This is a genomic window from Promicromonospora sp. AC04 (assembly GCF_003058225.1).
Lineage (GTDB): Bacteria > Actinomycetota > Actinomycetes > Actinomycetales > Cellulomonadaceae > Promicromonospora.
In genome coordinates this window covers 284,697-297,335 of record NZ_QBUG01000005.1, presented here as the reverse complement: position 1 = coordinate 297,335, position 12,639 = coordinate 284,697, and the positions used below count along the sequence as shown (strand labels likewise).

The window sequence follows — 12,639 nt, the reverse complement described above, 5'->3', positions numbered from 1 at the left end:
GAATCTACTCATTGATTGAACGATCAGTCAATGAGCTGTCCCGGCGTCCCGCGGCGTCAGGTCTCAGACTCGCCCTGGGTCGCGGACGCCGGCCGGGACAGCAGCTCGATCAGGATGATGAGCACGCCTGCACCGGCGGCGACGCCGACGATCAGGGCCGGCGTCGGGCTCGAGGCGAGCAGGAGCAGCAGGGCTGCGAGGGCGATGACGGCCGTGCGGGCGAAGCCGCGGTGCCCGCCGAGCCAGGTACCGGCGGTGCCGGTGGACACGCCCCGGCCCTCGGCCCACCTGCGAGCCCGGCCGAGGCCGCCGGAGATCCCGGCGCGCAGGCTGCGTGCCGATGCGCTCGACCCGCCCAGGTAGGCGGCCAGCGCGACGACCAGACCGAGCACCCCGACGGTGCGCAGCGTGGCCCGCAGGAAGGAGACGAGCTGGTCGAAGAGGACCTCGGCGGCGTCGAGCCGCAGCACCACCCCGCTGAGCGCGTCCAGATACAGGCCGCGCGCGATCGCGAGGCCGACGGCCAGGACGACCATCGCCGCGGCGAGCGCGAGCCCCGCGACGACGAGAGCTCGCAGGTGGTGCATCGCCACGACCACGCCGGCGCCCAGCAGGATCAGGACGATCCACGGGAGCCACGTCCCGAGGGCGACGAGCTGGGCGTACCGGTTCTGGATCTGGACGAGCTGGGAGGACTCCATGATCGTGAACGTCGCGTTGATCGTGGGCAGGTTGGCGGCCAGCGTGAGCCCCCGGTCGACGAGCCGCTCCTTGAGCAGGTCGATCATCCCCGAGAGCTGGATGGTGAGCTGACCGTCCTGGCCCACCTGGACGACGTCGCCCCCGGATCCCTGCATGACGGCGACGAGCTGCTCGTGCGCGACCCGGTTGGCCTGGGTCCACGCGGACTCGAACTCGTCGCTCTCCACCACGCGGTTCGCGGCGTTGCGGACGAACGACTCGACGCCGCTGGTCAGCGGCGCCTCCAGCCTGGTGAGTGCCCCCGCGACCCGCGGGGCGATGTCTCGCTCCTCGAGCCCTGCCGCGACGTCGTCGAGCAGTGCTCCCACGTCGATCTGCGTCATCACGGCGGTGGTCAGCCGGCCCGCGAGCGCGGACTGCACCACCGGGTCGTCCGCCAGGGGGCCGACCGTGGCGACGTAGCGGTCCGTGTCGGTCAGGGTGCGCTCGGCCCAGGCGGCAACGACGCCCGCGGGCGCCAGCAGGGCGCCAAGTAGGATCAGGACGACGGCGGCCGCGCTCCGCGGACGATTGCGCCGCGGGTGGTCGGCCGCGGAGCGAGCCGGCTCGCCGCTGGGTACCGCGGCGAGCCGGCGACGGAGCTCCTCGTTCTCCCGCTCCAACGCGGCAAGACGGGCTGCCGCGTCGGGCGGGTCGGTGCCGTGCAGTTCTCCGGCGGACTCGTTCACGCTGTTTCCGCCTCTCTGCCCCCTGTCGGGCGTCGGCAGAACTGTCAGGCGAGCGCCTTGGCCTTCAGCCTCTCGAACTCCGCCGGCGCGATGGTGCCTGCGTCGAGGAGGGCCTTGGCGCTCGCGATCTGGTCGGCAGGTGCGGACGGTGCCGCGACCTGACGGATGTAGCTCTCCGCATCCTGCTGTGCCCTGACGGCCCCTTCGAGGTGCCGCTGCGCCATCCCGCGGCCGCGTGCGATGAGGTACACGAGCGCGGTGAGGACCGGCAGGAAGATGAGGAAGATGATCCACAGGGCCTTCCACCAGCCCGAGAGCTCACGGTCGCGAAAGAGATCCGCAACGATCTGGAACAGCACCATGAGGTACGCAACGAAGAAGAAGCTGTAGACCATCAGCCAGAAGAAATCCCAGAAGTCCATGACACGCCCCGTTCTCAAGGGTCTTCGGATGGGCTCGAACAACGCTGTTGGTGAGTTCGAGCCGTTTCCTCAAGGTAACCGCGCAGGTCGATCGGCGCGCGTCGGGCGAGATGCTGTGTCCACACAATAGGAACGAAAGCCTTCGCATTCTTGATTCTTCACCCGGTGCTACGAGCTGGTTTTTGTTCTGCTCGGCACCCGCATCTCGTATTTCCGCGCCTCAGGTGTTTGCGAGCCCCGCCACGAGGTTGATCAGCAGCGCCACGACAACCGTCCCGAACAGGTAGGCGAGCAGCGCGTGGACCTGGGCGATGCGGCGCATGCCCGAGGAGCCCAGGTCGGTGTCGGAGACGGCGAAGCTCATCCCGACAGTGACGGCCAGATAGGTGAAGTCGGTGTACCGGGGCGGCTCGGTCTGGTGGAAGTCGATCCCGCCGGCCGGGGTCGTGTAGTACGCCCGGGCGTAGTGCAGCGCGAACACGGTGTGCACGCAGGCCCAGGAGACGAGGACGGCGGCCAGGACGGCGCCCATCGTGATGTTGCCGTTGCCCAGCACACCGCCCACCAGCGTTACCGCGACGCCTGCCAGGCTGGCCAGGGCGGCGAGCAGCACGATCAGGTTCGCGACGCTGCGGGTCGGCTCCTCGCGCACCGCGTGCTCACTGGTCGCCTCGGCGTCCATCGGGACGATCACCAGCGCGGTCCAGGCCACGAACACGAGCCCGGCGCCGGCCCAGCCGCCCAGCACGGCGGCCGCCACGGAGTTCCACGACAGCAGCCAGCCGAGCAGCCCGCCCACCAGCAGGGCTGCGCCGATCCGCACCCCGTGCGGGCCGTCCAGCACCCGGCTCACCTGCCGCATCCGAATCATGCGCCCAGTCAACCAGGACCTTGCTACAACTACTCGTGGGTGTGGACGTCGAGCTTCTTCTTGCGTGCGGCGGCCGCGACCTTGTTGTCGAAGGTGATGAGTGGTTCGCGCCGCCAGATCGCGGTCGCGAGGACGCAGGCGTCGGGCATCTTGAGCCGGTCATCGACGCGGACGGAGGCCAGGAGGTTGACTTCCTCGTCGTAGGGGATGTCCGGATCGGCGAACCCCGCCTCGGTCAGTGCGTCGAAGGTGGCCAGACGCTCGCTCGGATCGGGATATCCGGCGAGGACCTCGGCCATGGTCAGCGGGTGGACGTGGATCTCGGCGTCGGTGTCGGTGAGCTGTACGGCTCGCCTGTGATGGATGTCGCTCAGGTTCAAGAGCGCGATCAGGACGTTCGCGTCGGCTACGGTCACTCCGCCCAGCCCTCGCGCACGGAGGCAAGGTGCTCCTCGGCCGGCGGGCCAGGCCACGGGTGGGTGGAGGCGAGCTTTCGGCGGGCGCGTTGGCGTCGGCGCAGGGTCATCTCGGCGTCGGTGGTCACCCGCGCGTAGCCCTCGGCCATCAGCCGGGTGACCAGGGTCGAGGTGTTCGTCTCTTCGGGCCACATGGTGTGCGCGCGGTCGAGATACTCCTGCACCTCGGCGGTCACGGTGACCTGCAGACGGGGCTTCTTCGTGGGCATGTTCCCAGGCTACCAGCGGTGAGTCACCAGGTGAAGCACCTGCGCGGGTACTCAGCGCTCATAGGGGTCGGAGACCCCGTAGTCGACGGCCGCTTCCTGGTCGGCACGGAATGCCTCCAGCGACATGGTCGGGCCGGCCTGAGACATTGCGGTGACGTCGAAGCGCGGCGTCGTCGCGAGCAGGTCGCTGACGTCGCCGCTCACCTCCCGGGGTGCGGCGCCGCGGGCGAACACGACGGCCGGTCCCGGCGCCGTGCTGCTCACGGCGGCTCCACCAACAACCGCCGTGCCGTCCTCGACGGAGAGCCACGTGCCCTCGCGGAGGCCGAGCACGGGGACGTCGTTGACCTCGAGGAACTCGGTGAGCCGCTGCTCGCGCGTCTCGCCGCGGTGCGTGCTCGTGGGGTCCGCGTCGATGAAGTGCGGGTTGAGCTGGAACGGCACCAGGGCCAGTGCCTCGAACGACGCCGGCTGCGTGATCGGCATGTCGTTCGTGGTGCGGATGCTCAGGCCGGCGATGTTGGTGCCCGCGCTCGCGCCCATGTACGGCAGCCCCTCGCGGACCCGCGCCGCGAGCGGGGCGACCAGGCCCAGGCGCTGCAGCGTGTCGAGCAGCCGGAAGGTGTTCCCGCCGCCGACGAACACTGCCTCGGCCTCCGCGATCGCGGCCAGCGGGTCGGCGGCCGTGTGCAGCCCCGTCACCCGCGTGCCGTGGGGCGTCAGTGCTTCGGCGACCTTCGCCGTGTAGGCGTCGTGGTCGGCCAGCGCGTACGGGACGAACGTGAGGGCGGCGCCGTCGAGGAAGCCGAGCACGGTGTCGAGCGCGTGCTCGAGGTAGCCGGTGGCGTGGTTGGTGGAGTTCGACAGGAGCAGCAGTCGCATGGTGCCTACCTTCGGCGGTCGGGAGCGGGTTTCGGGGGTACAGGGTGCAGGGGTGCTGAGCTCAAGGCCGCACCTGGCGCGACCGCCCGCGCCGCCAGTCGCGTTGCGCGGGAGTCGGCGGCCGGTGGAGCAGGTGGGCGAGCGTCTCCGCGGCGTCGAGCATGGCGGGGGCATGGTCGCGCAGGTCGTCCTCGTACTCGAACACCTTGGGTTCGACGACGGAGATCGAGCCGACCGGGTTCGAGCCGATCAGGACGGGCGCCGCGATGGCGCGCGTCGTCGAGTCGTACTCGCCCTCGGAGTAGGCCCAGCCGGTGCGGTACGCCTGGTCGAAGAGCTTGTCCAGGCCGGACTCGTCGACCTCGGTGAGCTCCGTGTACCGCGCGAACGGCCGCCCGCTGAGCATGTTCCGCCGCGCGAGCGGGTCGAGGAACGCGAAGTAGGCGCGCGACGTCGCGCCCGCGTGGGCGGGGTAGAGGTCGCCGACGAGGGGATGCGAGCGCACGGGTCCGTTCTCGCCGTCGACGGCGGCGATGCAGCGCACGTGGAAGCCGTCGGGGATCGTGAAGGACGCCGTCCGGCCGGTGGCGGCGGCGAGCTCGGCGAGGACCTGCTCGGCGAGGCGCGCGAGCCCGCCGCCGCGTTCCCACAGCGCCGCCATGCGCCACATCGCCGGGCCGAGGCGGTAGCGGCGTGTGTACGGGTCGGCGGCGAGGAAGCCCTGCGCCGCGAGCGCGGCGAGCAGGCGCTGGCTCGTCGACTTCGTGATGCCGAACTCCTCGGCCAGCTCGAAGACGCCCCATTCAGTGCGGGTCTCGCTGTACGAGAGCAGCACCTGGAGGGCGCGGTCGACGGTCTGCAGCGGTGAGCTGCTCTCGGGCGCGCGTTCGGGTGTCGCGGGCTCGGGTGTCGCGGGTTGGGGCACGGTCGCTCCTGTCGGTCGGCGGCATCCTAGCGGGCAGTCCGAAATATGAATGTAACTCCCAGATAGTGGGATCAGGTTGTCTGCGCCGACGATGGTGGCGCACGGTGCTGCTCAACGTTCTCGACCGGGCGGCCACAGCGCGCCGCCCGCAGCCCCCTCGAAGGAGCCCACGCCATGGCAGCCTCACCCGTCAGCGATCCCGCGCAGGCCGCGGCGACGGAACGCCATCCGCGGGCGTTCGAGCCGCGCACGGCGATCATCACCCTCGCGATGAGCGTCGTCGGCGCGGTGATCGGGATCCACATGATCACGACGCTCGGGGTCTCCCCGAACACGAGCGTGATCGGCGCCGTCGTCGCGATGCTGATCGGACGCATCGGGTTCGCCGGCCTGCACCGGATGCGCGACACCAACCGGCAGAACCTCGTGCAGTCGGCGATCTCGGGTGCGACGTTCGCCGCGGCCAACTCGCTGCTGACGCCGATCGCGATCCCGTACCTGTTCGGGCGCAGCGACCTGGTCTGGCCGATGCTGCTCGGCGCGAGCCTCGGGCTGGCGATCGACGTCTTCGTGCTCTACCGCGCCTACGGCTCGCGCTTCCTGCCCGCCGACGCGGCCTGGCCGCCGGGTGTCGCGGCGGCCGAGACGATCCGTGCGGGCGACCGCGGCGGCAAGCAGGCCGCCCTGCTCGTGGGCGGCGGCATCGTCGGGTTCGGTGCGTCGTTCCTCGGGCTGCCGATGTCGGCCGCCGGCATCGCGATGATCGGCAACGTCTGGGCGCTGCTGATGTTCGCGATCGGCCTGCTCGTCGCGCAGTACGTGCCCGCACTGACCGGACTGGACCTCAACGCGTTCTACGTGCCGCACGGCGTCATGATCGGCGCGGGCCTCGTGGCGCTCGTCCAGATCGGCGTCATGCTGTTCGGCCGCCCGTCCAAGCGCGCGCTCGAGAAGGCAGCGGCGCTGGAGGAGGCCGCGAAGGACGACCCGGCGCTCGTGCCGACCGTCACCGAGCGCACGCTGCGCAGGGCGCTCGGGTCCGGCTTCGTGCTGTTCGTGGTCGGCGCTGTCGTGCTGGCCGTGGCCGGCGGCCTGTGGGTCGAGCTGACCTGGTGGGGGATCCTCGGGTTCGCGCTCTTCGCCGCCGTCGCCGCCATCGTGCACGAGCTCATCGTGGGGCTGGCCGCCATGCACGCCGGCTGGTTCCCGGCCTTCGCCGTCACGCTCATCTTCCTGATCCTGGGTCTGCTGCTGCAGTTCCCCACGGTCCCGCTCGCCCTGCTCGTCGGCTACTGCGCCTCCACCGGACCCGCGTTCGCCGACATGGGCTACGACTTCAAGGCGGGCTGGCTGCTGCGCCGCGACCGCCGCCCGTACACGGCGTTCGAGCTGGACGGGCGCCGCGAGCAGCTGCGGGCCTCGATCCTCGGCTTTGTCGTCGCCATCGGCATCGTGGCGCTCGTGTGGCCGTCGCTGTTCGAGAGCGGCCAGGTGCCGCCGACGGCGGTGGTCTACGTGGACACCATCAAGGCAGGCATCTCCGATCCGTCGGTGCTCGTCAACCTGCTGATCTGGGCAGTGCCGGGGGCACTCGTGCAGCTTGTCGGCGGTCCCAGCCGCCAGCTCGGCGTGCTGCTGGCCACCGGTCTGCTCGTCGCCACGCCGAACGCCGGCTGGCTCGTCCTCGTCGCCCTCGCGGCGCGCCTGGTCTGGCGCCGGCTGCGCGGCGAGGAGGGGGAGCGGGAGACCGCGCTCGTCGGGGCGGGCCTGATCGCGGGCGACTCCCTGTACTCGGTCGGCAGGATGCTCTGGCGATGACCGGCACCCGGACCGCCGCCCGCACCAGGCTCGGCGTCGTCACGATCGGGCAGACCCCCCGCGTCGACCTGACGCCCGAGCTCGCCCCGCTGCTACCGGGGATCACGCTCGTCGAACGTGGTGTGCTGGACGGCCGCACGGACGAGGAGATCGCCTCCTTCGCCCCCGAGCCGGGGGACCACGCACTGACGACCCGCCTGCGCGACGGGCGCGCCGCCATCATCGGCGAGGCGTCGGTTCTGCGGCGGCTCCCGGCGGTCGTCGCCGAGCTGGAGCGCGACGTCGACGCCGTGCTCCTCGCCTGCACCGGGCCGTTCCCGGCGCTCGCGCACACCAAGCCGCTGTTCGTGCCGGACCGGATCATCGCGCACGCGGTGGCGGCGTTCGCCGGCGACGGCGGCACGGTGGGCGTGCTCGCCCCGCTCGCGGAGCAGGCCGACGACACGACCACCAAGTTCTCCCGTGTGCTCGGCGCGGGCACGCGGATCACGGTGGCGGCGAGCTCGCCGTACACCGGCGACGAGGCCGCGCTGCGCACAGCGGCATCGAGGCTGGCCGACGACGGCGCCGAGGTGATCGCGCTGGACTGCTTCGGCTACACGGCCGCGATGCGCGACGCCGTGGCCGACGCGAGCGGGCTGCCCGTCGTCGTCGCCCGGTCGGTGGCCGCCCGGCTCGCCGCCGAGGTGCTCGGCGCCAGGCCCCGCTGACCCTCCCGACCCCGCCCGAAATACCCTCCCGACGCCCTCGGGACCCTTACCGCAACACCACTGGAGGCAAACCCATGTCCTGGAGCCATCTCATCTCCGTGTTCGACCTGCTCGACGACCCGGCCGTCCGCGGCGCCGCGGTCGCGGACTACCTCGAGGGCCTCGGTGCGCCGTCGGACAGCATCGAGGTGGAGGTCGTGGACGGGCCGGGCGGAACCACCGACTTCGTGCGCATCACGATCCCCGGGTCCGACGGCAAGCGCGCCGGCGGCCCCGCGCCCACGCTCGGCGTGCTGGGCCGCCTCGGCGGCCTCGGCGCCCGCCCCGAGCAGATCGGGTTCGTGAGCGACGGCGACGGCGCGCTCGCAGCGATCACGATCGCCGCAAAGCTCATCGCGATGCGGGCCCGCGGCGAGCACCTGCCGGGCGACGTCGTCGTCGCGACCCACATCGACCCCGACGCGCCCACCCAGCCGCACGACCCCGTGCCGTTCATGAGCTCGGCCGTCGACCAGGAGACGAGCAACCAGCACGAGGTGCTCGCCGACATGGACGCGATCCTGTCCATCGACACGACGAAGGGCAACCGGGTCTGCAACCACAAGGGCATAGCGATCACGCCGACGATCGTCGACGGCTGGATCGTGCGCGTCTCGGAGACCCTGCTCGACGTCGCCGGCCGCACGACCGGGCGCGCCCCCGCCGTCATGCCGATCACCATGCAGGACATCACGCCCTACGGGAACGGGCTGTTCCACGTGAACTCGATAGTCCAGCCCGCCACGGCGACGGCGGTGCCCGTCGTGGGCCTCGCGATCGTCACCGAGACCGCGGTGGCCGGGTCGGCCACGGGCGCGACCGACCTGCACGACGTCGAGGCCGCCGTCCGCTTCGCGATCGAGACCGCCAAGGACTTCGGGCGGGGCATCGCGTCCTTCGCCGACGCCGACGACGTCGCGCGGCTGCAGGAGCTGTACGGCAGCATGTCGGTGCTCCGCACGGTGGGCCGCCTGTCGCCGGTCTCCAGGTAGGCGACCTCGCGTTCAGTCCTCGACGGACGCGGCGACCAGCCAGGCCGTGATCAGCACGATCACGACCATCAGCGACGTCTCGCGCACGGCGCTGCGCCGCAGCAGGTTGCCCGCCTTGCGGGCGCTGCGCTGCCGGAAACGCCTGGACTCGAGCCGCGGCACGACGCGGAAGTGGTTGTACGTCCCGATCACCCCGACCACCGCGACGACGCCGAGCTTGGCGAGCAGGAAGAGCCCCCAGGCGCTCTCCCAGAGCTGCGCCGGACGGTCGAGGATCTCGACCGCCAGCACTATGCCGGCGGCGCCGACCACCGCGACGGACACGGCCGCGACGACGGAGAACCGGGCGCCGATCAGGGCGGCGTCGAGGGAGCGTCCGTCCCGGCGGCGGCTGTGCAGCAGGATCCCCGTCGCGACGACGCCGCCCACCCACGTGGCCGCGGCCGCGAGGTGCGCGACGTCGGCGGTGATGACCAACCACCGCGGCTCGGCGGTGTTGCTGTGGCCGCCGAGCACGTGCCCCGCGCCGACGAGCACGCTCCCGAGGACCGCGGACCACGAGCCCGGCAGGGTGTGCCGGGCGCCCACCGCGATCGCCGCCGCGCCAACGGCCTGCAGGCCCAGGGCCCAGCGGGTGGTGGCGGTGAGCGAGCCCGCGATCGAGGAGGGCGAGACCGCGGCGGCGATGTCGCCGTGCGCCATGTGCACGGACCCGGCCGAGACGTGGACGGCGAGGCCGGCCAGGATCAGCAGGCCCGTCCAGCGGACGGCCCGGAGGACGACCGGGACGTCCTCCCGGTCCTCTCCCCGGAGCACGAGGCCCGCGAACACCAGGCCGCCCGCGGCGACCAGCCAGCCCCAGAGGGCGGCCGCGCTGCCCAGCCGTGCGACGGCCTCCGCGACGTTGCTCGCGGGGCTGTCCATGGCCACGGCGTCGTGGTCCATCCCGTCCATGTTGCCCATGTCGTGGGCGCCGTGCGGGCCGTCGGTATGCCCGCCCTCTGTGCCCTCCGACGCTTCGTCGTCGGGATCGGCCGACGGCGCGCCGGTGCTCCCGCCGGGCTCGGCGGGTTCGCTCGGGGCGGGGCCCGTCCCGCCGACGGTGAAGCCGAAGGAGCCCTCCAGCGGGTGACCGTCCTGGGCGGCGGCGGTCCAGCTCACCGTGTAGTCGCCGGCGGCCAGCGGTTCGGCGGGCGTCGCCACGAGGACGAGGCCGCCCTCGGCCGAGGCGACGTCGGCCGCCACCGTCCCCGCCGGCCCGTCGACGACGATGCCGTCGCCGAGCGAGGTCACCGGGAGCGTGAACCGCAGCGCCACCTCGTCGACCGGGCTGTCGGACGTCGAGCCGGCGGCGGGCGCCGTCGACTCGAGCCGGGTGTGTGCGGACGCGGGCGGCGCGCACCACAGCGCGAGCACCAGCGCCGCGAGCACTCCCACGACCAGCCGGGTCCCGACCGCGCCGGAGCGCACGCCAAGAGAGGTTCGGCGCATGTGCAGACTCCTTCGAGGACGGGTGGTGCGCCGGCTCGGCGCCGGCGCACCACCCACCGGTCACATCGAGGCGAGCAGGTTTTCCATCGTCTCGATCTCGGCGGTCTGCGTGTCGACGATCGTCTGAGCCAGCTCGACCGCTGCCGGGTCCTGGCCCGACTCGATCTCCTCCTCGGCCATCTCGACGGCGCCCTGGTGGTGCGCGATCATCTGCTCGAGGAACAGGCGGCTCGCCTCGGGGCCCGCCGCGTCGCCGAGTGCCTGCATGTCGTCGTCGGACATCATGCCGTCCATCCCGGCGTGGCCGCCGTGCTCCGAGCTGCGCTCGGCGCCCCAGGCGTCGAGCCACCCGCCGAGCTCCTCGATCTCGGGGGCCTGCGCCGCCTTGATCTGGGTGGCGAGGTCGGTGACCGCGGGGTCGGCGTCGGGCTTGGCCAGGACGACGTCCGACATCTCGATCGCCTGCTCGTGGTGCGGGATCATCATCTGCGCGAACATGACGTCCGCGTCGTTGTGCTCCGCCTGGTCGCCGGACACGGCGGCGGTGTCCTGCGCGGGCTCCGAGCCGGAGCAGCCCGCGAGGGCAAGGGCTCCGGCCAGGGCGATGGCGGACATAAGGGTGCGCTTCATGGTTCTTCCTCTAGCTCGTCTCGGGGTAGCACTCATCGACGTGATCGCGCTGGGGCGCGGTCGCGTTGTCCGGTCGACGCGGTGGGCGTCGAGGCCGGGTCTACGTCCGGGAGATGCAGAGCTCGTGCAAGGAGGGAGCGGTGACCGCCCGCAGGTCGGTCACCACCTGCGCCAGGGGCACCGACAGCGCGAGCAGGGCCCGCCACAGGAGCCGTCGTACGGGTACGACGAGGGCCAGCAGCGCGACGAGGATCATGAGGCACATCGCCATGGCGGCGTCGTGCCCGCCGCACCCCTCGCAGCAGCTGCCCGCGGGCTCGGCCGGGTCCTGCTTGACGTGGTCGGCCTGCGTCACCGTCGGCGGCATGCCGTCGACGGAGGCGCTCAGCGCGGCGACGACGGAGGCCCCGTGCGGCCGGTGCTGGTGCAAGGTCGGGGACCCGCTCATCGAGTGCATGGTGACCACACCGATGATCACCGTGAGGATCACCAGAGCGCCGTTCAGGCGTCGCCCGGGCTCGGCGACAGCCGAGCGGAGGAGCGAGATCACGGGCACGTCACGGAGGTTATCGCACTGCCGGTGCCTGTCGAAAATGGCTGTCCGGGCGGGACGCGTTCAGTTGCACGACAATGGCTGAGGTGACCGACACCGATACCTGGTCGCCGACGACCCGCGCGCGCAACGGCGACATCGAGCTTGCCTACGACCGGTTCGGGGAGCGCGGAGGCACCCCGCTCCTGCTCATGATGGGCCTCGCGATCTCGCGGTTCTGGTGGCCGGACGGGCTGTGCCGGGCGTTCGCGGACGAGGGTTTCGACGTCGTCCGCTACGACCAGCGCGACGCAGGGGCATCGACCCGGCTCGGCGAGACCGTGCGGCGCGAGTACTGGCGCATGCTGCTCGAATCCGGCAACCGGAAGTACACGGCCGAGGACCTGGCCGACGACGCCGTCGCCGTGCTCGACGCCGTCGGCTGGGACCGTGCAGTGGTGTTCGGGCACTCGCTGGGCGGCGTCGTCGCGCAACGGGTGGCGCTGCGCCACCCGGACCGGGTGCTCGGGTTGGTCTCATGCGATGCCCCGCCGAGCGACGCGGTCGGCTACCGCGCGCTCCGCCACCTGCGGTTCGGTCTGGTCGCGCGCAACGTGACGAAGCGCTATCCGGCGGGTCGCGACGGCGACGTCGCCGCGTCCCTGGCCATTGCGAAAAGGATGGCGTCGCCGGCGAACCCGTGCGACGAATCGGCGGCCCGGGAACGGATCGAACGCGGGCTGGAGAGCGGGCCGAGGGACATGGCCGGGATCGGTCGCCAGCTCCACGCGCGATGGCGGGGCCCGCGGCTGCACGAGGTCCGGACGCCGACGCTCGTGCTGCAAGGTGAGGACGACCCCCTCGTCCGGACGTCGGCGGCTCGTGCCGTGGCGCGCGAGATCCGGGGCGCCAAGCTGGTGCTGCTCGACGGCGTCGGCCACGACCTGCCGCCCGCGTGCTGGAAGACGGTCGCGGAACAGACCCGACAACTGATCGCGGCGTGATCCTGCACCCGGAGCGGCGGGCCGGAGAACGACTTCGCGGGCGGAGTGTGTTGCGCTCAGTAGACGTTGTCTACTGCCAGCAACGTACCCCGCGGAGCAGCTGTTTCCCCGGGCCCATCGTCGTCATCGGCTGCGGCACGAACGGCGGGGCGTGGAACGGCGTCCTCTGCACGTGGTCGTTACGGTGCGAGAGCGCCGATGAGGAGGA

General features: G+C 71.9%; 14 protein-coding genes. 4 read left to right on the top strand and 10 right to left on the bottom strand.

Going from position 1 to position 12,639, the window contains the following annotated elements; genetic code table 11:
• Positions 1-56: 56 nt before the first annotated feature.
• From C8K30_RS15435 to C8K30_RS15410, 7 genes are all read right to left on the bottom strand, one after another.
• Positions 57-1,430 (bottom strand): hypothetical protein, encoded by a 1,374-nt coding sequence (locus tag C8K30_RS15435; protein ID WP_108493784.1) that lies wholly within the window; start codon positions 1,428-1,430, stop codon positions 57-59.
• A gap of 44 nt (positions 1,431-1,474) precedes the next feature.
• Entirely contained in the window at positions 1,475-1,852 is a 378-nt protein-coding gene (locus C8K30_RS15430) for an SHOCT domain-containing protein (RefSeq protein WP_108493783.1), read from the bottom strand.
• A gap of 220 nt (positions 1,853-2,072) precedes the next feature.
• On the bottom strand, positions 2,073-2,723 hold the full coding sequence (locus tag C8K30_RS15425; RefSeq protein ID WP_233257194.1) for a DUF1345 domain-containing protein: 651 nt from the start codon (positions 2,721-2,723) through the stop codon (positions 2,073-2,075).
• Positions 2,724-2,752: 29 nt separating this feature from the next.
• A complete protein-coding gene (locus C8K30_RS30720; protein ID WP_158281024.1) occupies positions 2,753-3,139 on the bottom strand; it encodes a PIN domain-containing protein in 387 nt (128 codons plus the stop codon).
• Complete coding sequence (locus tag C8K30_RS30715) at positions 3,136-3,408, bottom strand: hypothetical protein (RefSeq protein ID WP_158281023.1); 273 nt, start codon at positions 3,406-3,408, stop codon at positions 3,136-3,138. The genes C8K30_RS30720 and C8K30_RS30715 overlap by 4 nt, the downstream gene beginning before the upstream one ends.
• Before the next feature lie 51 nt (positions 3,409-3,459).
• Positions 3,460-4,290, bottom strand: coding sequence for a dipeptidase PepE (gene pepE / locus C8K30_RS15415; RefSeq protein ID WP_108493780.1), 831 nt, complete (start codon positions 4,288-4,290; stop codon positions 3,460-3,462).
• A 61-nt stretch (positions 4,291-4,351) separates the two neighbouring features.
• Entirely contained in the window at positions 4,352-5,215 is an 864-nt protein-coding gene (locus C8K30_RS15410) for an IclR family transcriptional regulator (protein ID WP_108493779.1), read from the bottom strand.
• Between the two features lie 174 nt (positions 5,216-5,389).
• Between C8K30_RS15410 and C8K30_RS15405 the strand changes: the two genes are divergently transcribed.
• From C8K30_RS15405 to C8K30_RS15395, 3 genes are all read left to right on the top strand, one after another.
• Positions 5,390-7,033 carry an OPT/YSL family transporter gene (locus C8K30_RS15405; protein ID WP_108493778.1) on the top strand — a complete coding sequence of 548 codons (1,644 nt, stop codon included), beginning with the start codon at positions 5,390-5,392 and terminating at the stop codon, positions 7,031-7,033.
• Positions 7,030-7,743: an AroM family protein gene (locus tag C8K30_RS15400; protein WP_108493777.1), complete on the top strand. Its 714-nt coding sequence runs from the start codon at positions 7,030-7,032 to the stop codon at positions 7,741-7,743. The genes C8K30_RS15405 and C8K30_RS15400 overlap by 4 nt, the downstream gene beginning before the upstream one ends.
• A 74-nt stretch (positions 7,744-7,817) precedes the next feature.
• Positions 7,818-8,774: a DUF1177 domain-containing protein gene (locus C8K30_RS15395; protein ID WP_108493776.1), complete on the top strand. Its 957-nt coding sequence runs from the start codon at positions 7,818-7,820 to the stop codon at positions 8,772-8,774.
• A 12-nt stretch (positions 8,775-8,786) separates the two neighbouring features.
• On the opposite strand, the gene C8K30_RS15390 is transcribed toward C8K30_RS15395, so the two are convergent.
• The 3 genes from C8K30_RS15390 to C8K30_RS15380 form a co-directional block, all read right to left on the bottom strand.
• Positions 8,787-10,265 carry a CopD family protein gene (locus C8K30_RS15390; RefSeq protein ID WP_108493775.1) on the bottom strand — a complete coding sequence of 493 codons (1,479 nt, stop codon included), beginning with the start codon at positions 10,263-10,265 and terminating at the stop codon, positions 8,787-8,789.
• Positions 10,266-10,325: 60 nt separating this feature from the next.
• Positions 10,326-10,895 (bottom strand): DUF305 domain-containing protein, encoded by a 570-nt coding sequence (locus tag C8K30_RS15385; RefSeq protein ID WP_108493774.1) that lies wholly within the window; start codon positions 10,893-10,895, stop codon positions 10,326-10,328.
• 100 nt (positions 10,896-10,995) lie between these two features.
• A complete protein-coding gene (locus C8K30_RS15380; RefSeq protein ID WP_108493773.1) occupies positions 10,996-11,451 on the bottom strand; it encodes a DUF6153 family protein in 456 nt (151 codons plus the stop codon).
• A gap of 83 nt (positions 11,452-11,534) precedes the next feature.
• On the opposite strand from C8K30_RS15380, the gene C8K30_RS15375 reads away from it, so the two are divergent.
• The gene (locus tag C8K30_RS15375; protein WP_369940130.1) at positions 11,535-12,431 is read left to right on the top strand and encodes an alpha/beta fold hydrolase; all 897 of its coding nucleotides are present in this window, start codon (positions 11,535-11,537) and stop codon (positions 12,429-12,431) included.
• Positions 12,432-12,639: the final 208 nt, after the last annotated feature.